This is a genomic window from Paraburkholderia bryophila, from assembly GCF_013409255.1.
Lineage (GTDB): Bacteria > Pseudomonadota > Gammaproteobacteria > Burkholderiales > Burkholderiaceae > Paraburkholderia.
This window is the reverse complement of record NZ_JACCAS010000001.1, coordinates 3,376,074-3,398,358: the sequence shown is the minus strand read 5'-3', so window position 1 is coordinate 3,398,358 and position 22,285 is coordinate 3,376,074. Positions and strand designations below refer to the sequence as shown.

Genomic DNA, 22,285 nt, shown 5'->3' with positions numbered 1-22,285 from the left:
CATGAGCTACCGGGAATTGATCGTCGAGTTGGCGCGCGAGCACGCGGAAGAATTTTCCGACGCGCTGCTCGAGTTGGGCGCGTTGTCCGTGTCGGTGGAAGATGCGGACGCCGATACGCCCGACGAGCAGCCGCTGTTCGGCGAGCCCGGTCTCACGCCGGATCGCAGCGCGTGGCAACGTTCGCGCGTGATCGCGCTGCTCGCGCCGGAACACGAACCGGCGCTGCTGCTGACCGCCGCAGCCAACGAAATTGGCCTCGCGAACGCGCCGTCGTTCAAGGTGCGGGAAGTCGAAGACCAGGATTGGGTGCGGCTCACACAGTCGCAGTTCGATCCGATCAAGATCGGCGAGCGCATCTGGGTCGTGCCGTCGTGGCATGACGCGCCGGATCCCGAAGCGCTCGTGCTCGAACTGGATCCGGGCCTCGCGTTCGGCACCGGCAGCCATCCCACCACGCGTCTGTGCATGGAATGGCTCGAGCAATCGGTGCAGGCCGGCCAGTCGGTGCTCGACTACGGTTGCGGCTCCGGCATTCTCGCGATCCTCGCGCAGAAGTGCGGCGCGAGTCCGGTGTTCGGCATCGACATCGATCCGCAAGCGGTCGAGTCGGCGCGTCAGAACAGCGAACGCAACCGCGCGGACGTCACGTACGGTTTGCCGGACGCCTGCCCGAGCGGCGAATTCGACATCGTGGTCGCCAACATTCTGTCCAACCCGCTCAAGCTGATGGCGTCGATGCTGGCGTCGAAGGTCAAGCCGGGCGGCAAGATCGCGTTGTCCGGCATTCTGGCGCGCCAGGCGGACGAAGTCGCGCAGGTCTACGCGCAGTGGATCGATATCGGCGTATGGCGCGAACACGAAGGTTGGGTATGTCTGTCGGGAACGCGCCGCGAAAGCCATTAGAATAAGGCGTATTGTCCAACCAACGGCCTTTCGGCTTATCGGCTCAATATGCTCCTGGCAACGCGTTGCCCCTTCTGCGAAACCGTCTTCCGCCTGCAACCGGCGCAGCTCGCGCTGCGCCGCGGCCTCGTGCGCTGCGGGCATTGCCATGAAGTATTCGACGCCTCGAGCAGTCTGTTCGACGTCACCGAAGGCGGCGACTTCTCCACCGCCAAACCCGTCGAAGCCGCTGCTGCGATCGAAGCGTTATCCGGCGTTCGCGCCAGGAGCCCCGATTTCAGCGCTGAAGCGTGGGATCCGTGGGCGCCAACGCCCGACGCCGCGGTCGACAATCGCCTGCTGCACGACACCCACAATGTGCCGCTCTCGCCGGTTTCCACTAGCGCGGGCATAGCGGTCACGCCGCATCACGCTCACGAACCCGATCTGCCTGCCAGCGCATTCAGCACGCCGGTTCCACCAGACGGCGAACCGGTGCTGGCCGACGCACCGCTCGAACCGTTCGCCTACCGGACCGAGCCGCCGGCTGAAGACGCGCCGCGGGTTTGGCACAAGACCGATCGGTCTTCCGAACCTTCGTTGGACGAACCCGTTCTGCCCGAGTCGGCCAGTCTGCATGGCATCCCGGATAATGAACCGCGTTTTAACGCAGCCAGTTTTGCTGCGGGAGCTGGTGCAGGCGTGGCGGCCGGCGCCGCTATCGCCGAAGCCGAAACCGACGCCGATGCCGATGCCGACGGCGGCACGACGGCGCGCTTCGGCGCATCGACCGCCAACACCTCCGCCTCCGCGACCGACGACCCGACTGCCTTCTCCGGCGCGGCGGCCGCATCCAGTGGCGAGCCGTTCTCCGTTCACCCGGTGAACGACGGCGTCGATCCGTTCCCGGTCGTGCGCGAAACCCGCCCGGCCGAGCCGCGGCGCCTGGGCTGGATCATCGCCGGTTCGGTGGTGGCCGTGCTGCTGGTGCTGGCGCTGCTTGCGCAGCTCGCCTGGTGGCAGCGCGAAACCGTGCTGGTCTACTTCCCGAGCACGCAGACGCTCTATGCAAAAGCTTGCGCGCAACTCGGCTGCCTCGTCACGCCGCCGCACGACATCGACGGCTTGCAGGTCGAACCGTCCGATCTCCGGCAGATCGACGGCCCGCACAAGCTCGAACTGAAGATGCCGCTGCGCAACCGCTTCAACGTGGCGCTGGCCTACCCCGCTATCGAACTCACGCTGCTCGACGATCAGAACAACGTCGCCGTGCGCCGCGTGCTGTGGCCGCAAGACTACGTCCCGCCCGGCACTCCGATCGCGGCCGGCCTGCCGGCCCGCAGCACGCAGACGATGATCGTGCATCTCGACACCGGCAACGCGGTCGCCTCCAATTTCCGCGTACAGATTTTTTATCCGTAACGCATCCTCGCGCGCCCGGCCATGATCGGGCGCATTCACCGTCGCATCTATCGTCAACACTGACGAATTTCCGGAGCACAAGAACATGAGTCAAGTCACGCTGGGTGGCAACCCGATCGACGTAGCCGGCACGTTCCCGTCGGTGGGCCAGAACGCCCCCGCTTTCTCGCTGGTCGGCAAGGATCTGAAGTCGCTGTCGCTCGCCGATTTCGCCGGCAAGCGCAAGGTGCTGAACATCGTCCCGAGCCTCGACACGCCGACCTGCGCAACGTCGACCCGCAAGTTCAACGAAGCCGCCGCGAAGCTGACCAACACGGCCGTGATCGTCGTGTCGGGCGACCTGCCGTTCGCCGCGTCGCGCTTCTGCACGACCGAAGGCATCGAGAACGTCGTCACGGCGTCCACGTTCCGCGGTCACGAGTTCGCGCAAGCGTACGGTGTCGACGTGACGAGCGGCCCGCTGACCGGCCTGACGGCGCGCGCCGTGGTGGTGGTCGACGAGAACGACAAGGTCGTGCACGCTGAACTGGTCGGTGAAATCAAAGACGAGCCGAACTACGACGCAGCCCTCGCCGCGCTGAAGTAAAACCTTCGCGCACGAACCCCGGCGCCGCGCTTCATGCGCGGCGCTGTCGTATCGTCGCGCGCTTTCTTTATTGTTTTCACAGGAACCCTCGCCTTGGCTACGCTGATTTGCGGCTCGCTCGCCTACGACAACATCATGACTTTCGAAGGCCGCTTCCGGGAGCACATCCTGCCGGAGCAGGTCCATATCCTGAACGTGAGTTTCCTGGTGCCGACCATGCGCCGCGAGTTCGGCGGCTGCGCGGGCAACATGGCTTACGCGCTGCATCTGCTGGGCGGCGACGCGCGCATCATGGGCACGCTCGGCGCGGTCGACGCGCAGTTGTACATGGACCGCTTCAAGGCGCTCGGCCTGTCGACTGAAAACGTGCTGGTGGTGCCGGACACGCACTCGGCCCAGGCGATGATCACCACGGACCTCGAGAACAACCAGATCGCCGCGTTCCATCCGGGCGCGATGATGCAGTCGCATCTGAATCGCGCCGATGAAGCAAAAGGCATCACGCTCGCGATCGTCGGGCCCGACGGCTTCGACGGCATGGTCCAGCATTCGGAGCACCTGGCCGCGGCGGGCGTGCCGTTTGTCTTCGATCCGGGTCAAGGTTTGCCGCTGTTCGACGGCGCGACACTGCGGCGCATGATTGAACTTGCTACTTATGTAGCTGTCAACGATTACGAAGCCAAACTGGTGAGCAACAAAACGGGTTGGTCGATCGAAGAGATCGCCGGCAAGGTCGAAGCGCTGATCGTCACGCTCGGTGAGCAGGGTTCGCAGATCCATCATACCGGCGGCGTCGAAGACATTCCGCCGGTCAAGGCACAGCAAGTGCTCGATCCGACCGGTTGCGGCGACGCGTTTCGCGGCGGCTTGCTGTACGGCATCGAGAACAAGCTCGGGTGGGCAACCACCGGCCGTCTGGCAAGCCTGATGGGCGCGCTGAAGATCGAATGCCAAGGCCCGCAAAACTACGCGCCCACGCGGGCGGAGATCAACGAACGGTTCAAGCAGGCGTTCGGATACGACCTGCCGTAATACCGAAAGCTATTGGAGTTAGGGAATGAGAACAACGAGTCGCCTGGTCGTGGCCGCCTTGATCGCCGGTTCACTGGCCATGTCGGGGTGTGCGTATAACAGCAGTTCCGCCGACGTCTATACGGCGTCGCAAGCGCAGCGCGAAGAAACGGTCCGCATGGGCACGGTCGACAGCGTGCGCGCCGTCAAGATCAGTTCGAACAACGGTCAGCCGAGCGGCCTTGGCGCAATCGGCGGCGGCGCGTTGGGTGCGGTGGCCGGCAGTGCGCTCGGCGGCGGCCGCGGTTCGATCGTCACGGGCATCATCGGCGGCCTCGCGGGTGCCGTCGCCGGCAATGCGGTCGAGAACGGCGTCGCGGTGCATGACGGCCTCGAGATCACCGTGCGACTCGATAACGGCGACATGCGCGCCATCACGCAGAGCGCCACCGGCGAGATCTTCCGTGCCGGCGACCGCGTGCGACTCCTGTCGAGCGGCGGCGTGACGCGCGTCACACACTAAAGTTTCCCCTCTCGCGCGGCAAGGCTCAGGCCGCCGCCGCGGCGACCTCACACGCATGCCCTCCCCTGTGCATGCGTTTTTTTTCGCCCGCAGGTTTCAGCTTCGACCAGCGACGCCAGGCAAACGCAGCGCGCCGGGCAGCAGGCTTCAAGTCCAGACGCCAGGCAAAAAAAAGTCCCGTCGCCGGAAACCGGCAACGGGACCCTGACCGAGTAGCGCTCTCAACCTACCTTAAGCGCTACTCGATCATCGGACACATCGCGCGATGTGTCGAAGTACTTCTCAAGCTCAAGCTACCGCTTACGGACGGCTGCCCGTCGGGAACGGCCATGCTGCTGCCGGGTTCAGCGCGGTCTTCACCGTCGCTGCCGGTGCTGCGCTCGTGACGGACGTCGCTGCGGGTGCAGGTGCAGCCTTCTTGGCGACAGCCTTCTTCGCAGGAGCAGCCTTCTTCGCAGGAGCGGCAGCCTTCTTCGCCGGTGCAGCCTTCTTCGCGGGAGCGGCCTTCTTGGCAGCGGGAGCAGCCTTCTTCGCAGCAGGCGCAGCCTTCTTGGCAACAGCCTTCTTCGCAGCAGGCGCAGCCTTCTTCGCGGCAGCCTTCTTGGCAGGCGCAGCCTTCTTCGCAGCAGCCTTCTTAGCCGGTGCAGCCTTCTTCGCTGCGGCCTTCTTGGCCGGCGCTGCCTTCTTCGCTGCAACCTTCTTCACTGCGACTTTCTTTGCCGGTGCTGCTTTCTTCGCCGGCGCTGCCTTCTTTGCTGCAACCTTCTTCACTGCGACTTTCTTTGCAGCAACCTTCTTGGCAGGAGCAGCTTTCTTCGCTGCAACCTTCTTCGCCGGTGCTGCCTTCTTCGCTGCAACCTTCTTCACTGCGACTTTCTTAACAGCGACTTTCTTCGCCGGAGCAGCCTTCTTAGCCGGCGCAGCCTTCTTTGCTACAACCTTCTTGGCTGCGGGTTTCTTAGCGACTGCTTTCTTGATAGTTGCCATCATTTTCTCCTTCAGGTTTTCAGATGAGAGTCAGTTCAAACACCACCCTTCGTCAAAACCCGCTTCCCGCGGACGCTTCTCAGGGCGCGCGCTACGAAGCGAGCTATTCATCGGCGTACGCAGGTGCTGCGCGCTTACGCTAATGAATGCGGTAAGGCGCGCCGTGCCGAAAGGCACCGCGCGCCAGATCTGTTCGGCGTTGAAACTCAACGCCGGCAATTGCTTGATCGGGCCGCCGGCGATCACGCCGACGGCTTTTTCCGGGGGGAAGTTTGCCCATCCCACTGAAGGGTTCGCAAAGTGCCAGTCATGTTTGTGGGCCGCGAAGGCACGCGGCGCACCGGGCAAGCTTTGCATCAGGCGGTTCTGCTCCTAACCAAAATTGCCGCGGCGAAGGCCTGCGGCATCCCCATCAATGAATGCATCTGCAGCACGAACCCGGATCACTCCCAGGTCAGCGCGCCGCCAGTCTGATATTCGATCACTCGCGTCTCGAAGAAGTTGCGTTCCTTCTTCAGGTCGATCATTTCGCTCATCCACGGGAACGGGTTTTCCTCGTTCGGGTACAGCGGATCGAGACCGATCTGCTGGCAACGGCGGTTGCAGATGAAGCGCAGATAGCTCTTGAACATCGACGCGTTGAGGCCGAGCACCCCGCGCGGCATCGTGTCTTCCGCGTAACGATATTCGAGTTCGACCGCCTGCTTGAAGATCTCGCGGATGTCCGCGCGGAACTCAGCCGTCCAGAGTTGCGGGTTTTCGAGTTTGATCTGGTTGATCAGGTCGATGCCGAAATTGCAGTGCATCGACTCGTCGCGCAGGATGTATTGGTACTGTTCCGCCGCGCCGGTCATCTTGTTCTGACGGCCGAGCGCCAGGATTTGCGTAAAGCCGACGTAGAAGAACAGGCCTTCCATCACACAGGCGAACACGATCAGCGAGCGCAGCAGCGTCTGGTCTGTCTCGAGCGTACCGGTCTTGAAGCCCGGATCGGTCAGCACATTGATGTACGGAATCAGGAATTCGTCTTTCGCGCGGATCGAGGCAACTTCGTGATACGCGTTGAAGATTTCGCCTTCGTCGAGGCCCAGCGATTCGACGATGTACTGATAAGCGTGCGTGTGGATCGCCTCTTCGAACGCCTGGCGCAGCAGGAACTGGCGGCATTCGGGCGCCGTGATGTGGCGGTAGGTGCCCAGCACGATGTTATTGGCGGCCAGCGAATCCGCTGTCACGAAGAAGCCCAGGTTGCGCTTGACGATGCGGCGCTCGTCTTCGGTCAGACCGTTCGGGTCTTTCCACAAGGCGATGTCGCGCGACATGTTCACTTCTTGCGGCATCCAGTGGTTGGCGCAACCCGCCAGGTATTTTTCCCACGCCCACTTGTATTTGAACGGCACCAACTGATTGACGTCGGTCTGGCCGTTGATGATGCGCTTGTCGGCGACGTTGACCCGCGCTTCGGAAACGGCAGCCGTTCCAGCAGCATGAGCCGCGGCGATACCGCTTTCGAAAACATCTTGAGGAGCGAAGACGTTTCGATCCGAGGGAGCATGAGGAGCGGAACGCATTCCGACTTGCGAACCGACAGCCGATCCCGCAGCGCTGCGCAACACATCTTGTTGCGCGCCGCTCGAGGGAGGTACGGCAGTGATCTCGTCATCCCAGTTAAGCATAAATGTCACCATCAATTTAGAACGGTTTGTACCATCTTTTCACGAGCGATAAAAGAGTTCGCTGATGAAAAATCCTGTTTTCGATTCGCGTTGCTACGTTCATACAACACTTTGTTCAACAGACTGTGTGAGTCGCCTCGCGTGAAGCGTGTTGAACGTGTGTCGTCGAGATGCTTCGCGAGCTCGAAGAGCAACGTGTCGATGCGACGTTTCGCTGCTCTATCTATCTGTATTGCGGAGTGCGTTTGCAGCATCTTGCGGTTGCGTTTTGCTGTGTCGCGTTGCTCTCTGCGTTGCTCGTTGCGTTGCTTTTCGCCTCGCTCCGCAGAGGTCTCGCGGTGCTCCGCGTTACTACTGCGACGCTCTGCTCGGCGTGTCTGCTACGCGTCTGCGTTTCGCTTGCGTTCGTCTATCTCTGCTTGCGTCCGCGCCCGCGTCTGTCTGTTCGTCAGCGCAAGCGAAGTGAAGTTCAATGTCGTGTCGAGCGATGCATCGGGCCGGCTGCGTTGATCGGCCCATCGATCGAAGCGTTTGCTCAAGCGCGCTGTGCCGCGCGCTTCGTCGGGTGTTGCCGACTGCTGACTACTGGCTGCTGATCTACCACTGAGGCCTCTCCGAGTTTCCACCGACCCGGCGCCTCGCGACTTCAGTCGCCTGCCCTGCTTCACTGCCCGTCGACGAGCGGCGCGACTTCGACTTCTTTCACCGCACCGCTCGTCGACTTCACTCGTCTGCGTCACCACGGCTTCATCGCATCGAGCTGCGTTGCTCGCCGCATTCGGGTGACTACCTACAACCCGTCAGCAAGCAACGCTCCCGCTATCTGCTTCGCGCTCACCCGCAGCGCTTGTTGGCAACGCTTACTGGCAAGCTTCGCACTCGTCGAAACCTGCGTCGCCCGGACGCATCATGCAGACCGGACCATCCGCTTCCGGCGCTGCTTCGACGACTGCTGACGTGGCCGCTGCAGCCTGAAAGCCGCCCGGCGTTGCGCCGCCTCCGTTCGCGCCGAAGCCACCCGCTGCGCCGCCAGCCGCGCCACCCGAACCTTCGCCGCCGCCCGAACTCACCGCGTTCAGTTGACCGTGCGCCACCGTCGACTTCTCGACGTGCGTCGCCGCCATCGTGCGGAGGTAGTAGGTCGTCTTCAGACCACGCACCCAGGCGAGCTTGTAGACCTCGTCGAGCTTCTTACCCGACGCGCCGCCCATGTAAATGTTCAGCGATTGCGCCTGGTCGATCCACTTCTGACGACGCGAAGCCGCTTCAACCAGCCACACCGGATCGAGTTCGAACGCGGTCGCGTAGATCGCGCGCAGGTCCGCCGGAATCCGGTCGATGCGCGACAACGTGCCGTCGAAGTACTTCAGGTCGGCGACCATCACTTCGTCCCACAGACCGCGCGCCTTCAGGTCGCGCACCAGGTAGTCGTTGACCACCGTGAATTCGCCCGACAGATTCGACTTCACATACAGGTTCTGGAACGTCGGTTCGATGCAAGCCGACACGCCGATGATGTTCGAGATCGTCGCCGTCGGCGCGATCGCGACGCAGTTCGAGTTGCGCATGCCGTACTGGGCGACCCGCGAACGCAGTTCGGTCCAGTCCATCGACTCGCTCGAGTCGACTTCCACGTAACCGCCACGCGCGTCGGCCAGCAGCTTCACCGAGTCTTGCGGCAGGATGCCGCGATCCCACAGCGAGCCGCGGTAGCTCGAGTAACGGCCGCGCTCTTGCGCCAGTTCCGTCGACGCGTAGTAAGCGTAGTAGCAGACCGCTTCCATCGACGTATCGGCGAACGCCACCGCCTCTTGCGACGCGTACGGCGTGCGCAGCAGATGCAGGCAGTCCTGGAAGCCCATGATGCCGAGGCCGACCGGACGGTGCTTCAGGTTCGAGTTACGCGCCTTGGCGACCGCGTAGTAGTTGATGTCGATCACGTTGTCGAGCATGCGCATCGCGACGCTGATGGTGCGCTTGAGCTTGTCGTGGTCGAGCACGAGCGTGCCGTCGGCCTGTTCCTTCAGGTGGGCGACGAGGTTCACCGAGCCCAGGTTGCAGACGGCGATTTCGGCGTCGCTGGTGTTCAGCGTGATTTCCGTGCACAGGTTCGACGAGTGGACGACACCGACGTGCTGTTGCGGCGAGCGCACATTGCACGGATCCTTGAACGTGATCCACGGGTGGCCGGTTTCGAACAGCATGCCCAGCATCTTGCGCCACAGTTGCGCCGCCGGCAGCGTCTTGAACAGCTTGATCTCGCCGCGCGCGACCTTCGCTTCGTAAGCCGTGTAAGCCGTTTCGAATTCCGCGCCGAACAGGTCGTGCAGGTCCGGGCAGGTGGACGGCGAGAACAGCGTCCAGTCGCCGCCTTCCATCACGCGCTTCATGAACAGGTCGGGAATCCAGTTCGCCGTGTTCATGTCGTGCGTGCGACGACGGTCGTCGCCGGTGTTCTTACGCAGCTCAAGGAATTCCTCGATGTCCAGGTGCCACGTTTCCAGGTACGCGCACACCGCGCCCTTGCGCTTGCCGCCCTGGTTCACGGCGACGGCCGTGTCGTTGACAACCTTCAGGAACGGCACGACACCTTGCGATTTGCCGTTGGTGCCCTTGATGTGCGAGCCGAGCGCACGCACGCGCGTCCAGTCGTTGCCCAGACCGCCGGCGAACTTCGACAGCAGCGCGTTCTCCTTCAGCGCTTCGTAGATACCGTCGAGGTCGTCGTCGACCGTGGTCAGGTAGCACGACGACAGTTGCGAGCGATGCGTGCCCGAGTTGAACAGCGTCGGCGTGGACGACATGAAGTCGAAGCTCGACAGAATGTTGTAGAACTCGATGGCGCGCGCTTCGCGGTCGATCTCGTTCAGCGACAGGCCCATCGCGACACGCATAAAGAATGCCTGCGGCATTTCGATCCGCACGCCGTCGTGATGCAGGAAGTAGCGGTCGTACAGCGTTTGCAGACCGAGGTAACCGAATTGCAGGTCGCGGCTGTTGTCGAGCGCGGCGCCCAGGCGCTTCAGGTCGAACTGCTGGAGCTTGTCGTCGAGCAGGCCGGCGCCGATGCCGCGCTTGATGAACTGCGGGAAGTACTCGGCGTAACGCTCTGCCATTTCGCCTTGCGTGACTTCGTCTTCGAGGATTTCGCGGCGGATCGTGTGCAGCAGGATGCGCGCGGTGACCTGGCTGTAGGCCGGGTCTTTTTCGATCATCGTGCGGGCAGCCAGAATCGCCGAGTCGTAGACCTGGGTCATCGGCACGCCGTCGTACAGATTCTTGACCGTTTCCGCGATGATCGGGTCGGCGCTCACGGCGTCGCCCAGATTCGCGCAAGCGGATTCGATGACGCCGCGCAGCGCAGCCATGTCGAGCGGACGCGTGACGCCGTTGTCGGTCACGTTCAGACCCGGCGTGTTGGCGACGATCTGCTCGTCATGACCGCGCGCCTGGGTGCGCTTCTCGCGATACAGCACGTAGGCGCGCGCGACGTTGTGCTCGCCGCCGCGCATCAGCGCGAGTTCGACCTGATCCTGAATGTCTTCAATATGGAACGTGCCGCCGTTCGGGCGGCTGCGCACCAACGCACGCACCACGCTCTGCGTGAGTTGCTCGACCAGTTCGCGCACGCGCGCCGAAGCCGCGCCTTGACCACCGTTGACGGCCAGGAATGCCTTCGTCACGGCGATGGCGATTTTCGACGGCTCGAACGACACGACGCCGCCGTTGCGGCGGATCACCTTGTAGTCGGCGAGCGTCGCTTGCGGCGCGAGCGCCTGTGCGCCTTGTGCCTGGCCGAAGGCCTGGCCGGTCGGTGAACCCTCATAGCGGGTCGTCGCGTTGTCGGTGGTTTGCATGTGCAAAGCTCCTGGTCCTGGAAATGGTGCGGTGATTGCCGCGGATTAAAACGAACGCTGCGCCGCCGCGTGCGCAAGCGATAGGGTGCAGGAAAGAGGCTGGCTGAGCCGGTTGGCGGGATGCGACGGCGACGAAGCCTGATTCGAATTGAAAACGGTCTTCGTCGTATGCGTCGCGATCACTGGCTATGCCCCTTCCCTGAATGCTTCTGGATGCCGCCGGTTGGTCTTGACCGGCCGCGCCGCAGGAATTTTTTCACTGCCTGGAATGCTTGCGGCGCCGTGCTCGGAGAGCGGGGCGCCGCTGATTTATGCACTCGGTTATCCACACAGTTATACACAGCCAACACAAGATATGGTGTGAAACCGAATTTCTGGCACCAAGTATAGTGGAGATTCGAGACAGGTCAAATCGTTTTATTTGCTTTGAATGGGTTGACTTTTGGATAGCGCGGCGCGGCGTACCTCCCCGGAGAACAAGGCTGTGCCTTGCTCTCCTCGCATCACGCAAGGTCGCGCAAAGGGGCGTTACGAGTTCGCGGAAAACTTGAGATAGGGGAAATACTGAGCGTCGAGCGCGGTGTCACGCTGCAGACGTTGCCACTCGAAATGCGGACCCGGATCGGTCTTGCGACCCGGGGCAATGTCCGAGTGACCGGCGAGCGCCTCGACCGGATAGCGGGCCTTCAGCGCGTTCACGAGGGCGCCGAGCGTGCGGTATTGCGCCGCTTCGAAAGCAGCGGTGTCACTGCCCTCCAGCTCGATACCGATCGAGAAATCATTGCAGCGCTCACGGCCGAAAAAATTCGACGGCCCCGCGTGCCACGCGCGCTCGTTGCACGACACGAATTGCTCGAGCGCGCCGTCGCGATGGATCACGAAATGTGCCGAGACCCGCACGCCGCGCAGGTGAGTGTCGTAGTACGGGTGAGCGTCGCAGTCGAGCGTGTTGAGGAACAGCTCCGCGATTGCCGTGCCGCCGAACTCGTTCGGCGGCAGGCTGATGTTGTGAACGACGATCAGCGTCGGCACGGCGCCGTCGGGCCGCGCTTCGAAATTCGGCGAACGGAGTTGACTGGCGGCGGCGACCCAACCGTCGGCATCGACGGTGAACGCGCCGCTCATCGAGCGTCGCGGCCCGACGGACGCGCGCTGTGCCGCTGCGCGTGCGCGGCGCTGCAGAACGGCTGCCCCGCCACCACCACGGAATCGCTCTTCGGCGCATGCACGCCGCACTCGACGCAGCGGATCATCGGCTCGGCGAGTTGCGGCCGCGCTTGAGCTTGACCCGCCGGACGAGCGGCGCCATTGGCACCGGCTTGCTGGCCTGGCGCACCGTTCGCTCCCGCGCCGGCGCCGCCGGTGCGCTGCGTGGTTTGCGCGTCATGACGACGCAGCGCCTTGACCAGCCATTGGCCGACGACGAACAACAGGATCAGCAGAAATATTTGTCGCATGGAATACGCTCACACTACAGCACGGTGCAACAGCACCTCGAAGACGAAACGGCTGCCGACGTACGCCAGCAACAGCGCGACGAACGACGCCAGCACCCAGCGCAGGGCCGCGCGACCGCGCCAACCCGACACCTTGCGCGCGGTCAGCAGCGCGCCGAACATCACCCACGAAAGAATCGCGAACACGGTCTTGTGATCGAGCCGCAATGCACGGTCGACCAGTTGCTCGCTAAACAGAATGCCCGACAGCAAGGTCAGCGTGAGCAGCACGAAGCCCGCGCCGATCAGGCGGAACAGCAGCTTTTCCAATGTCAAAAGCGGCGGCAGCGTGTCGAGCCAGCTCGACAGCCAGCCGTTGCCGGCCGCGGCCGCATGCCGCTGCGCCATACCGCCGCCGCGCATGGCGTGCAAACGCCGCTCGACCAGCAGCATCAGAATGGCGTGCAGCGCCGCGATCGCAAACAGACCATACGCGATGTTGGCGATCAGGAAGTGCAGCTTGAACAACGGCGCGGCCGAATACGGCAGCACGCGCACGCCACCGAACGCCAACGGCATCAGCGAAGCGACGCAGGCGAGCGGTAACACCAGCAGACGCAGCCCGTCGAGCGGAAAGAAAAAGCTCTCTATCCAGTAGATGCCGGCGCCGAGCCAGAACATGGCCGACAGCGCGAACGCGAAGCCGAACACCATCGCGTTCTGCGGGAAGATGGTGGTGTGCAGCAGCACGCCGTGCGCGGCCAGCGCCACGCCTAGTAGTGCGCGGCCGGCCGAGCTCATGCCCGAGGCGGCCGGCGCGCTGACCGCGGCGGGCACCGGCGGCACGCTCTCGAGCATGGGGCGCACGGCGGCGTGCCGGTGCGAGCGCCAGCCGGCCACGGCTAAACCGCCGTAGAGGAGCGCAGTGAGGGCATACAGTACAATATCCATATTCGAAGTTTACACTAGGCCCCTACTCCGCGACGTCTTCCACTTCGCGCGCTGCCCGGGCCGCACTGTTCATCGCTCCCCATGCTCGACAATCTGACTCAACGGATGGCGCGCGTCGTCAAGACGCTGCGCGGCGAAGCCCGGCTCACCGAGGCGAACACCCAGGAAATGCTGCGCGAGGTTCGCCTGGCGCTGCTCGAGGCCGACGTGGCGCTGCCCGTCGTGCGCGAGTTCATCGCCAAGGTGAAGGAGAAGGCGCTCGGCGAAGAAGTCATCAGCAGCCTGTCGCCGGGTCAGGCGCTGGTGGGCGTGGTGCAGCGCGAGCTGACCGCGATCATCGGCGGCGACTACGAAGGCAAGGCTGTCGAACTCAACCTCGCCGTCACGCCGCCGGCCATCATCCTGATGGCGGGTCTGCAGGGCGCGGGTAAGACCACCACGGTCGGCAAGCTCGCCAAGCTGCTGCGCGAAAAGTACAAGAAGAAGGTCCTCACCGTTTCGTGCGACGTCTACCGTCCCGCTGCTATCGCGCAGTTGAAGATGGTGACCGAGCAGGTCGGCGCGGACTTCTTCCCGTCGGAACCCGATCAGAAGCCGGTCGACATCGCGCGCGCCGCGGTGGATTGGGCCAAGCGTCACTACCATGACGTGCTGCTCGTCGACACGGCCGGCCGTCTCGGTATCGACGAAGTGATGATGGCGGAAATCACCGCGCTGCACACCGAACTGAAACCGGCGGAAACGCTGTTCGTGGTCGACGCGATGCTGGGCCAGGACGCGGTCAACACCGCCAAAGCCTTTAGCGACGCATTGCCGCTCACCGGCGTGGTGCTCACCAAGCTCGACGGCGACTCGCGCGGTGGCGCGGCGCTGTCCGTGCGTCATGTGACCGGCAAGCCGATCAAGTTCGTCGGCGTCGCCGAAAAGCTCGACGGCCTCGAAGTGTTCTACCCGGACCGCATGGCGAACCGGATTCTCGGCATGGGCGACATTCTCGCCCTCGTCGAAGAAGCGCAGAAAGGCGTCGACGTACAAGCCGCACAGAAGCTCGCCGACAAGGTCAAGAAAGGCGGCGACTTCGACCTCAACGATTTCCGCGCGCAGCTCACGCAAATGAAGAGCATGGGCGGTCTGTCGTCGCTGATGGACAAGCTGCCCGCGCAATTCCAGCAAGCCGCGGCCGGCGCCAACATGGGCATGGCCGAATCGCAGATGCGCCGCATGGAAGGCATCATCAATTCGATGACGCCGCTCGAGCGCGCCAAGCCGGATCTCATCAAGGCCACCCGCAAGCGGCGCATTGCCGCGGGCGCGGGCGTGCAGGTGCAGGAAGTCAATCGCATGCTGAATCAGTACGACCAGATGCGCACCATGATGAAGAAACTCAAGGGCGGCAATCTGCAGAAGATGATGCGCGGTATGAAGGGCATGTTGCCCGGCATGCGCTAAGCTTGTTCAAGATGGCGGGCGCGTGCTTTTCGCGCGCGAACTCCGGAAAGCGCTGACTTCCGATTTGTGCGGGTTTATTCTGTACCGCGCGCCGCCGATCTCACCCACACTATGTATACAGTTATTGTCCGTCAGACGTCATGAACCGCGAAGAAGCCCTGCACATTTTTAGCCACTCCGAAGAAATCGTTTCGGCCAACGACGTCAACGCGTCGATCAGCGGCATGGCGGCCGCCATCCGCAGCGAGGTGAGCGAGGACTTCCCGCTCGTGCTGTCGGTCATGGGTGGCGCAGCGGTATTCACCGGCATGCTGCTGCCGCACCTCGATTTCCCGCTCGAGTTCGACTACATCCACTTGACGCGTTACCGCAACACCACCAAGGGCGGCAACGAAATGCAGTGGCGCGTGGCGCCGGCCGAGTCGGTGAAGGATCGCGTGGTGCTGGTGCTCGACGACATTCTCGACGAAGGCGAGACGATGGCCGCGATCCGCGACCGCATTCTCGCGATGGGCGCGAAGCGTTTCCTGAGCGCGGTGCTGTGCGAGAAGATCATTCCGAAGGCTAAGCCGCTGCGCCCGGATTACTGCGGGTTCGAAGTGCCAGACCGCTATGTGTTCGGCTGCGGGATGGACGCGAAGGGTTACTGGCGCAACCTGCCGACCATTCGTGCGTTGACCGAAGGGGCTTGAGGCTCCAGTTCCTCCAACTACGCCGTGATCACGCGGCGTACCGGCGAAAAAAAAGCGACCCGCGGGTCGCTTTTTTGTTGGTCGCTGCTTGTCGAGTCGAGTGGACTTGAGTGGAACCGGGCTTCAAAGCTGATGCACGAACGACCGGATGCCGCCCAACATCATCTCGACCGAAATCGCCACCAGCACTAAACCCATCAAGCGTTCGAACGCCATCATCGTGCGCTCGCCGAGCCAGGCCTGAATGCGCTCAGCCAGCATCAGCACGATCGCGCAGACGATCATCGTAACCGTCAGCGCGCCGATCCACTCGAACATCTTGCCCGGCGCCTGCGACGTCAGCAGCATCACCGTGGCCAACGCCGACGGCCCCGCCAACGCCGGAATCGCGAGCGGCACGATCAGCGGTTCGCCGCCGCGGGTATCGCCGCCGAATGGTCCATCCGGATGCGGAAACACCATTCTGAGCGCGATCAGGAACAACACGATGCCGCCGCCGATCCGCAACGACTGATCGGTCAGGCTCATCATGCGCAGAAAACCCTGCCCGACCACCATGAAGACCAGCAGGATCGCAAACGCGATCGCCACTTCACGGAGAATCACGACCGTGCGCCGCTGCGGCGACACTCCGCGTAGACAACTAATAAAGAGCGGAATGTTGCCGAGCGGATCGGTGATCAGAATCAGCAGGATGGTCGCGGACAGGAAGGTGTACTCCACGCCCGCTCCGCTTAGCTCGCCAACGCGGCGCGAATCTTCCCGATCACCGTTTGCGCGGCGTCTTCGACCGGCAGCAGCGTCGCTTCGGCGTCGCGGCGGCCCTGGTATTCGAGCTTGCCTTCTTTCAGGCCACGGTCGCCGATCACCAGGCGATGCGGCACGCCGATCAGTTCCCAGTCGGCGAACATCACGCCCGGGCGCTCGCCTCGGTCGTCGAGAATCACGTCGATGCCCGCTTCGACCAGTGCCGCGTACAGCTTGTCGGCCTGTTCGCGCACGGCATCGCTGCGGTCATAGCCCATCGGGCACAGCACGACTTCGAACGGCGCGATCGATTCCGGCCAGATGATGCCCTTGTCGTCGAAATTCTGTTCGATCGCGGCACCCAGGATACGCGTCACGCCGATGCCGTAGCAGCCCATTTCCATCGGCTGCGGTTTGCCGTTTTCGTCGAGGCAGGTCGCGTTCATGGCTTCCGAATACTTCTTGCCGAGCTGGAACACGTGGCCCACTTCGATCCCGCGGCAGATGTCGATCACGCCCTTGCCGTCCGGCGACGGATCGCCCTTCTTCACGTTGCGAATATCGGCGACGACCGGCTCCGGCAGATCGCGGCCCCAGTTCACACCGGCGATGTGGTAATCCACCTCGTTCGCGCCGACCACGAAGTCGCTCATGTTCGCGACCGTGCGATCCGCGACGACCTTGACCGGCTTCTTCGTATTGATCGGACCGAGGTAGCCCGGCGGCGTGCCGAAGGTCTCGACGATTTCAGCCTCGGTTGCCATGCGGAATTCGGCCAGACCCGGCAGCTTGCTCGCCTTGATTTCGTTCAGGTCGTGATCGCCGCGCAGCATCAGCAACCAGATGGTCGGCTCGGCGCCTTCGTTTTCGGTCGCGAGAATGATCGACTTGATGGTGCGCTCGAGCGGAATGTTCAACAGTTCGGCGACGGCCTCGCACTTCGCCTTGCCCGGCGTGGCGGTTTTCGTCAGCGCTTCGGCAGGCGCCGCGCGTTGCGCGTACAGCGGCAACGCTTCGGCCGCTTCGACGTTCGCCGCGAACTCAGAGGTCGGGCAGTAAGCGATCGCGTCTTCACCGGTGTCGGCGATCACGTGGAATTCGTGCGAACCGCTGCCGCCGATCGAACCGTTGTCCGCCGCCACCGCGCGGAAGTCCAGACCGAGGCGCGTGAAGATGCGCACGTACGCGTCGTACATCTTGCGATACGACTCGCGCAGACCTTCCGCGTCTTTGTCGAACGAGTACGCGTCTTTCATGATGAATTCGCGACCGCGCATCACGCCGAAACGCGGACGGATCTCGTCGCGGAACTTCGTCTGGATCTGGTAGAAATTCACCGGCAGCTGGCGGTAGCTCTTGATCTGATTACGCGCGATGTCCGTGACCACTTCTTCGTGGGTCGGTCCGATCACGAAATCGGTTTGCTTGCGGTCTTTGAAACGGAGCAGCTCGGGGCCGTACTTTTCCCAGCGGCCCGACTCCTGCCACAACTCGGCCGGTTGCACGGCCGGCATCAGCAGTTCGATCCCGCCGGCCCGGTTCATTTCTTCACGCACGATGGCTTCCACCTTGCGGATCGAACGCAGGCCGACCGGCAGGTAGTTGTAAATACCGCCGGCCACGCGACGGATCATGCCGGCGCGCACCATGAGCTTGTGGCTGACGATCTCGGCGTCGGCGGGCGCTTCTTTCAGCGTGCCGATAAAGAAACGGGAAGCTTTCATTCAGATTTTCCAAAAGCGGCGGCTCCGGAAGGACCGCCCGAAAGGTGAAAACGGTGGGGAATCGACACAGACCCGGCGCTCTGTCAGCCCGGTTCGCCCGACGCCTGGCACAGCGCCGCGTGCTCACGCCTTAGCGCGCTGTTGTGCGCCTCGGCACGCTTTTGCGCGCCGCCGAAGCTGCCGCGCAAAGCCTTCACACACGGGATAAGGCACGGAAAGACTGACAGGCTACCGCAAACGCGGGGCCTTTTGCGGCGAATCGTTCCAATCTGGTGCGAATCGGTGCGTCGGGTCCGTTATCTGTTTATAATCAAAGCAATTTTAAAGGATTCGAAGGTGGTTGTATGCTGGATCGTGAAGGCTTTCGCCCGAACGTCGGCATCATCCTCTTGAACGCGCACAACGAGGTGTTTTGGGGCAAACGGCTCCGTGAACATTCCTGGCAGTTTCCGCAAGGGGGCATCAAGTACGGAGAGACCCCCGTGCAAGCGATGTATCGGGAGTTACACGAAGAAACCGGGCTGCTTCCTGAGCACGTCAAGGTGATCGGTCGCACGCGCGACTGGTTGCGTTACGAGGTGCCTGACAAGTTCATCAAGCGCGAAGTACGCGGTCATTACCGCGGCCAGAAACAAATCTGGTTTTTGCTCCGGATGGTTGGACGCGATTGCGACATCTGCTTGCGCGCCACCGACCACCCTGAGTTCGATGCGTGGCGCTGGAACGAGTACTGGGTGCCCCTCGACTGTGTGATCGAGTTCAAGCGGGATGTGTATCAGTTGGCGCTGACGGAGCTATCCCGCTTCATGCGCCGGGCTGTGCCGCGTGCGGAAAAACCTGTCGGGCACCACGTGCCGCGTTATCCCCGGATAGCGTCGTCAATGGAGAGTCCGCCGGATTCCACGATAATGACGGTGACCTCCGTGACCACGGTGACATCTGTCAGCATCGAAACATCGGTTCACACCACGATCGCGTCCGATTGCGATTCGGGTTCCGGATCGGAGCCCGAGTTGGGCGCCGCGCCGGAGCATGAGGACGAGGGCGAATCTGCTCGCGAAACCGCCGGCTCGCTATTCCGCCCGGGCGCGCGCAATTAACAACGCTGTGCGGCTGTCCTGGCCGCCTCAACCGGCGCGGCTCACTGAGCCGCGCCGGTGTTTCGAGGAAATCATATTGAAAGCACTTGCTCTCGTCGTGGCGTGCGTCGCCACCGGCGCCCTGCTGGCTGGTTGCTCGAGCGCCGGCAAACCCACCAATAAAGACGACAGCGCGTTCGTCTACCTGCTGGACCGCCAGGGTAGCTGGGTTGAAAACAAGGTGGACACGTTGCCGCCGCTGCCGCAAGACGCGAATCTGCTGCCGTTCGCTGTTTCCGGTAATACCCCGCTGCAGTTTGCGGTCGACAAGAATTCGCTCACTGTAGGTACCGACGGCGTGGTTCGCCTTACCGTCGTCGTGACGAGCCCGAGCGGCGCACGTAATGTGATCTATGAAGGGATTCGCTGCGACACGTACGAATGGCGCCAGTACGCGGGCCTGAACGCGGATCACGACGGTTGGGACACCACGGTCGCGAACAATTTCACGCGTATCGAGGACGGTGCGCTGAACGCGTATCAGTCGGCGCTGTACCAAGATTATCTGTGCGCGAGCAAGATGCCTACGGGCAACGCTCAGCGGATTCTTGAAAATATCCGCTACAAGCGCACTGCGGCCTCGTTGATTCGCTGAGAGGGGTCGTGGTTCCTGAGCGCGCTGGTTGAAGTCTCAGCGCGTCGTGGATGTGAAAAAAGCCGTTTCAGCTTGTGCTGAAATGGCTTTTTTGTCTGCGCTGCTATTTGGTCTGTACTGCGCGCCCGCGCCGAATCTGCTGCGAGCCGACGTTATGCGTTGGGTTCAGACCAGGACCAGATTGTCGCGATGAATCAACTCGGGCTCGAGCATGTAGCCGAGCACGGACTCGATCTCGCCACTCGGGCGACGCTGAATCAGCTTGGTTTCCGCGCTGCTGTAGTTCGTCAAACCGCGCGCCACTTCCCGCCCCGCGGCGCTCAGGCAAGCAATCACCTCGCCGCGCGCGAACGCGCCCTGCACACCGACGATGCCTATCGGCAGCAAGCTCTTGCCGCCTTCGGTCAGTTTTTCGACCGCGCCGTCGTCGATCACGACGTGGCCGCGCACTTGCAGATGGTCCGCCATCCATTGCTTGCGGGCCGCCATGCGCGCGGTGCGTGCGATCAACTGCGTGCCGATCGCTTCGCCCGACGCCAGCCGCGACAGCACGTCCGCCTCGCGCCCGCTCGCGATCACCGTATTGGCGCCACTGTGAGCCGCACGCTTGGCAGCGAGAATCTTGGTCAGCATGCCGCCGCGACCCAGACTGGAGCCGGCGCCGCCGGCCATTGCCTCGAGTTCCAGCGCGCCGGCATCGGCCTGCTGAACAAGCGTGGCGTTCGGGTCCTTGCGCGGGTCAGCGGTGAAGAGCCCTTGCTGATCGGTGAGAATGATGAGCGCGTCGCCCTCGATCAGATTCGCGACCAGCGCGCCGAGCGTATCGTTGTCGCCGAACTTGATTTCGTCGGTGACGACCGTGTCGTTCTCGTTGATGATCGGCACCACGCCAAGGCGCAACAGCGTCAGCAGCGTGGAACGCGCGTTCAGATAGCGCTCGCGATCGGCCAGGTCGGCGTGTGTCAGCAGAATCTGCGCGGTTTGGATTGAATGCTCGGCAAAGCGGCTTTCGTAGACCTGCGCAAGACCCATCTGACCGACGGCCGCAGCCGCCTGCAATTCGTCGATCTCGCGCGGACGTTTGGTCCAGCCGAGCCGCTGCATGCCTTCGGCAATCGCGCCGGAACTGACCAGCACGACCTCTTTGCCTTGCGCGCGCAGAGCCGCGATTTGCGCCGCCCAGCGGCCGATCGCCGCATGGTCGAGGCCGCGCCCGTCATTCGTGACGAGGCTCGAACCGACTTTCACTACCAATCGCCGTGAATCTGCGATGACTGAACGCATTGTGCGCAGTCTCCAAGTTGACGCGTGATGCAAACCGGCAGCCCGCCCAGGCGCGCCGGCGCTCGTGCTTTCTTATTCTTGCGGGTCGACGCTGGATTCGTCCGCGACGGGCGGCGCTGCCGGCTTTTCGCGGAAACGCACGTCGGCGGCGAGATCTTCGGCTTCGGCCGCACGCTGCGCGTCCGAGTGCGAGGCGATGTGGTCGAACACCGCATAGCAAAGGTTCTCGCAACCCTGACCGGTCAGCGCCGAGATTTCGAACACCGGGCCGTCCCAACCGAAGCCTTCGAGGAACGCCGAAACGCGCGCTTCGCGTTCGTCTTCGGGCACCATGTCGAGCTTGTTGAGGACCAGCCAGCGCTTCTTCTCATACAGCAGCTCGTCGTACTTGCGCAGTTCGTTGACGATCGCCTTGGCTTCCGCGACCGGGTCGACCGCTTCGTCGAACGGTGCGAGGTCGACGATATGCAGCAACAAGCCGGTGCGCTGCAAGTGACGCAGGAATTGGTGACCAAGGCCGGCGCCTTCCGCCGCGCCTTCGATCAGACCGGGAATGTCCGCGATCACGAAGCTGCGACTCGGCCCAACGCGCACCACGCCGAGGTTCGGCGCGAGCGTGGTGAACGGGTAGTCGGCGATCTTCGGCCGCGCGTTCGACACCGACGAAATAAAGGTCGACTTGCCGGCGTTCGGCATGCCCAGCAGGCCGACGTCGGCCAGCACCTTCAGTTCGAGGCGCACCATGCGGCGCTCGCCCGGCTTGCCGTCGGTCTTTTGACGCGGCGCGCGGTTCGTACTGGATTTGAAATGCAGGTTACCGAGACCGCCCGCACCGCCTTGGGCGATTTGCACGCTCTGGTTGTGTTCGGTCAGATCGGCGATCAACTCGCCGGTTTCCATGTCGGAAATAGTGGTGCCAACCGGCATGCGCAGCGTGACGTCGTCGCCGCCCTTGCCGTAGCAGTCGGCGCCACGGCCGTTTTCGCCGTTGCGCGCCAAGTGTTTTTTCGCGTAGCGGTAGTCGATCAGCGTGTTGATATTGCGGTCCGCAACCGCGACCACACTGCCGCCCCGACCGCCGTCGCCGCCATCCGGGCCGCCGAACGGAACGAATTTCTCGCGGCGCATCGACGCGCTGCCATCCCCTCCGTCGCCGGCGATGACTTCAATCCTCGCTTCGTCAATGAACTTCATGCGTAACTCCGTCCCGTGGTGTGCTGCCTGATGGTGTTGCTAGATTTGATGCGACTGGGTGTACTCTACGCTGCTATTTTGCCGTGCCAACCGTGCGCCAAACAATCGGCAGAACGGCATAGGACTGCC

At 63.0% G+C, this 22,285-nt stretch carries 20 protein-coding genes; 9 read left to right on the top strand and 11 right to left on the bottom strand.

Annotated elements, in window-relative coordinates:
* Position 1: 1 nt before the first annotated feature.
* The 5 genes from prmA to GGD40_RS15200 all read left to right on the top strand — a co-directional run bounded on the left by prmA (position 2) and on the right by GGD40_RS15200 (position 4,425).
* On the top strand, positions 2 to 904 hold the full coding sequence (prmA, locus tag GGD40_RS15220; RefSeq protein WP_179744130.1) for a 50S ribosomal protein L11 methyltransferase: 903 nt from the start codon (positions 2 to 4) through the stop codon (positions 902 to 904).
* A 48-nt stretch (positions 905 to 952) separates the two neighbouring features.
* Entirely contained in the window at positions 953 to 2,305 is a 1,353-nt protein-coding gene (locus tag GGD40_RS15215; RefSeq protein ID WP_179744129.1) for a zinc-ribbon and DUF3426 domain-containing protein, read from the top strand.
* An 85-nt stretch (positions 2,306 to 2,390) separates the two neighbouring features.
* Positions 2,391 to 2,891, top strand: a complete 501-nt coding sequence (tpx, locus tag GGD40_RS15210; protein WP_179744128.1) for a thiol peroxidase — start codon at positions 2,391 to 2,393, stop codon at positions 2,889 to 2,891.
* A gap of 93 nt (positions 2,892 to 2,984) precedes the next feature.
* Positions 2,985 to 3,923 carry a carbohydrate kinase family protein gene (locus GGD40_RS15205; protein ID WP_179744127.1) on the top strand — a complete coding sequence of 313 codons (939 nt, stop codon included), beginning with the start codon at positions 2,985 to 2,987 and terminating at the stop codon, positions 3,921 to 3,923.
* A 25-nt stretch (positions 3,924 to 3,948) separates the two neighbouring features.
* Positions 3,949 to 4,425 (top strand): outer membrane lipoprotein, encoded by a 477-nt coding sequence (locus GGD40_RS15200; protein ID WP_035548728.1) that lies wholly within the window; start codon positions 3,949 to 3,951, stop codon positions 4,423 to 4,425.
* Between the two features lie 300 nt (positions 4,426 to 4,725).
* Here GGD40_RS15200 and GGD40_RS15195 read toward each other — a convergent pair whose 3' ends face one another.
* From GGD40_RS15195 to GGD40_RS15165, 7 genes are all read right to left on the bottom strand, one after another.
* On the bottom strand, positions 4,726 to 5,412 hold the full coding sequence (locus GGD40_RS15195; RefSeq protein WP_035548731.1) for a histone H1-like DNA-binding protein: 687 nt from the start codon (positions 5,410 to 5,412) through the stop codon (positions 4,726 to 4,728).
* A gap of 30 nt (positions 5,413 to 5,442) precedes the next feature.
* Complete coding sequence (locus GGD40_RS15190) at positions 5,443 to 5,769, bottom strand: hypothetical protein (RefSeq protein ID WP_035548732.1); 327 nt, start codon at positions 5,767 to 5,769, stop codon at positions 5,443 to 5,445.
* A gap of 86 nt (positions 5,770 to 5,855) precedes the next feature.
* Positions 5,856 to 7,088 carry a ribonucleotide-diphosphate reductase subunit beta gene (locus tag GGD40_RS15185; protein ID WP_081935765.1) on the bottom strand — a complete coding sequence of 411 codons (1,233 nt, stop codon included), beginning with the start codon at positions 7,086 to 7,088 and terminating at the stop codon, positions 5,856 to 5,858.
* A gap of 860 nt (positions 7,089 to 7,948) precedes the next feature.
* Positions 7,949 to 10,945, bottom strand: coding sequence for a ribonucleoside-diphosphate reductase subunit alpha (locus tag GGD40_RS15180; RefSeq protein ID WP_179744126.1), 2,997 nt, complete (start codon positions 10,943 to 10,945; stop codon positions 7,949 to 7,951).
* 528 nt (positions 10,946 to 11,473) lie between these two features.
* Positions 11,474 to 12,070 (bottom strand): 1,6-anhydro-N-acetylmuramyl-L-alanine amidase AmpD, encoded by a 597-nt coding sequence (gene ampD / locus GGD40_RS15175; RefSeq protein ID WP_179744125.1) that lies wholly within the window; start codon positions 12,068 to 12,070, stop codon positions 11,474 to 11,476.
* Positions 12,067 to 12,402, bottom strand: a complete 336-nt coding sequence (locus GGD40_RS15170) for a PP0621 family protein (protein ID WP_035548744.1) — start codon at positions 12,400 to 12,402, stop codon at positions 12,067 to 12,069. Before GGD40_RS15170 ends, ampD begins: the two co-directional genes overlap by 4 nt.
* Positions 12,403 to 12,411: 9 nt before the next feature.
* Positions 12,412 to 13,332: a cytochrome C assembly family protein gene (locus GGD40_RS15165; RefSeq protein WP_179744124.1), complete on the bottom strand. Its 921-nt coding sequence runs from the start codon at positions 13,330 to 13,332 to the stop codon at positions 12,412 to 12,414.
* Positions 13,333 to 13,413: 81 nt separating this feature from the next.
* Between GGD40_RS15165 and ffh the strand changes: the two genes are divergently transcribed.
* Both ffh and GGD40_RS15155 read left to right on the top strand, forming a co-directional pair.
* Positions 13,414 to 14,781: a signal recognition particle protein gene (ffh, locus tag GGD40_RS15160; RefSeq protein ID WP_176061384.1), complete on the top strand. Its 1,368-nt coding sequence runs from the start codon at positions 13,414 to 13,416 to the stop codon at positions 14,779 to 14,781.
* Between the two features lie 140 nt (positions 14,782 to 14,921).
* Positions 14,922 to 15,473: a hypoxanthine-guanine phosphoribosyltransferase gene (locus GGD40_RS15155; protein WP_179744123.1), complete on the top strand. Its 552-nt coding sequence runs from the start codon at positions 14,922 to 14,924 to the stop codon at positions 15,471 to 15,473.
* 123 nt (positions 15,474 to 15,596) lie between these two features.
* Here the strand turns inward: GGD40_RS15155 and GGD40_RS15150 are convergent, their stop codons facing one another.
* On the bottom strand, positions 15,597 to 16,196 hold the full coding sequence (locus GGD40_RS15150) for a MarC family protein (RefSeq protein ID WP_179744122.1): 600 nt from the start codon (positions 16,194 to 16,196) through the stop codon (positions 15,597 to 15,599).
* 11 nt (positions 16,197 to 16,207) lie between these two features.
* Positions 16,208 to 17,944 (bottom strand): proline--tRNA ligase, encoded by a 1,737-nt coding sequence (locus GGD40_RS15145; protein ID WP_179744121.1) that lies wholly within the window; start codon positions 17,942 to 17,944, stop codon positions 16,208 to 16,210.
* A 344-nt stretch (positions 17,945 to 18,288) separates the two neighbouring features.
* Between GGD40_RS15145 and GGD40_RS15140 the strand changes: the two genes are divergently transcribed.
* On the top strand, positions 18,289 to 19,044 hold the full coding sequence (locus GGD40_RS15140; protein WP_179708250.1) for an RNA pyrophosphohydrolase: 756 nt from the start codon (positions 18,289 to 18,291) through the stop codon (positions 19,042 to 19,044).
* Between the two features lie 76 nt (positions 19,045 to 19,120).
* Positions 19,121 to 19,678: a CNP1-like family protein gene (locus tag GGD40_RS15135; protein WP_035548761.1), complete on the top strand. Its 558-nt coding sequence runs from the start codon at positions 19,121 to 19,123 to the stop codon at positions 19,676 to 19,678.
* A gap of 165 nt (positions 19,679 to 19,843) precedes the next feature.
* Here the strand turns inward: GGD40_RS15135 and proB are convergent, their stop codons facing one another.
* Positions 19,844 to 20,962 (bottom strand): glutamate 5-kinase, encoded by a 1,119-nt coding sequence (gene proB, locus GGD40_RS15130; protein WP_035548763.1) that lies wholly within the window; start codon positions 20,960 to 20,962, stop codon positions 19,844 to 19,846.
* 72 nt (positions 20,963 to 21,034) lie between these two features.
* Positions 21,035 to 22,156, bottom strand: coding sequence for an Obg family GTPase CgtA (cgtA, locus tag GGD40_RS15125; RefSeq protein ID WP_179744120.1), 1,122 nt, complete (start codon positions 22,154 to 22,156; stop codon positions 21,035 to 21,037).
* Positions 22,157 to 22,285: the final 129 nt, after the last annotated feature.

What these genes read in the sequence shown, in the direction of transcription:
- GGD40_RS15180 (WP_179744126.1), bottom strand. Translation starts at nt 10,945, where the DNA reads ATGCAAACCACCGACAACGCGACGACCCGCTATGAGGGTTCACCGACC.
- GGD40_RS15140 (WP_179708250.1), top strand. Translation starts at nt 18,289, where the DNA reads ATGCTGGATCGTGAAGGCTTTCGCCCGAACGTCGGCATCATCCTCTTG.
- GGD40_RS15165 (WP_179744124.1), bottom strand. Translation starts at nt 13,332, where the DNA reads ATGGATATTGTACTGTATGCCCTCACTGCGCTCCTCTACGGCGGTTTA.
- ffh (WP_176061384.1), top strand. Translation starts at nt 13,414, where the DNA reads ATGCTCGACAATCTGACTCAACGGATGGCGCGCGTCGTCAAGACGCTG.
- GGD40_RS15155 (WP_179744123.1), top strand. Translation starts at nt 14,922, where the DNA reads ATGAACCGCGAAGAAGCCCTGCACATTTTTAGCCACTCCGAAGAAATC.
- GGD40_RS15190 (WP_035548732.1), bottom strand. Translation starts at nt 5,769, where the DNA reads ATGCAAAGCTTGCCCGGTGCGCCGCGTGCCTTCGCGGCCCACAAACAT.
- cgtA (WP_179744120.1), bottom strand. Translation starts at nt 22,156, where the DNA reads ATGAAGTTCATTGACGAAGCGAGGATTGAAGTCATCGCCGGCGACGGA.
- proB (WP_035548763.1), bottom strand. Translation starts at nt 20,962, where the DNA reads ATGCGTTCAGTCATCGCAGATTCACGGCGATTGGTAGTGAAAGTCGGT.
- tpx (WP_179744128.1), top strand. Translation starts at nt 2,391, where the DNA reads ATGAGTCAAGTCACGCTGGGTGGCAACCCGATCGACGTAGCCGGCACG.
- GGD40_RS15215 (WP_179744129.1), top strand. Translation starts at nt 953, where the DNA reads ATGCTCCTGGCAACGCGTTGCCCCTTCTGCGAAACCGTCTTCCGCCTG.
- GGD40_RS15195 (WP_035548731.1), bottom strand. Translation starts at nt 5,412, where the DNA reads ATGGCAACTATCAAGAAAGCAGTCGCTAAGAAACCCGCAGCCAAGAAG.
- ampD (WP_179744125.1), bottom strand. Translation starts at nt 12,070, where the DNA reads ATGAGCGGCGCGTTCACCGTCGATGCCGACGGTTGGGTCGCCGCCGCC.
- prmA (WP_179744130.1), top strand. Translation starts at nt 2, where the DNA reads ATGAGCTACCGGGAATTGATCGTCGAGTTGGCGCGCGAGCACGCGGAA.
- GGD40_RS15200 (WP_035548728.1), top strand. Translation starts at nt 3,949, where the DNA reads ATGAGAACAACGAGTCGCCTGGTCGTGGCCGCCTTGATCGCCGGTTCA.
- GGD40_RS15145 (WP_179744121.1), bottom strand. Translation starts at nt 17,944, where the DNA reads ATGAAAGCTTCCCGTTTCTTTATCGGCACGCTGAAAGAAGCGCCCGCC.
- GGD40_RS15170 (WP_035548744.1), bottom strand. Translation starts at nt 12,402, where the DNA reads ATGCGACAAATATTTCTGCTGATCCTGTTGTTCGTCGTCGGCCAATGG.
- GGD40_RS15185 (WP_081935765.1), bottom strand. Translation starts at nt 7,088, where the DNA reads ATGCTTAACTGGGATGACGAGATCACTGCCGTACCTCCCTCGAGCGGC.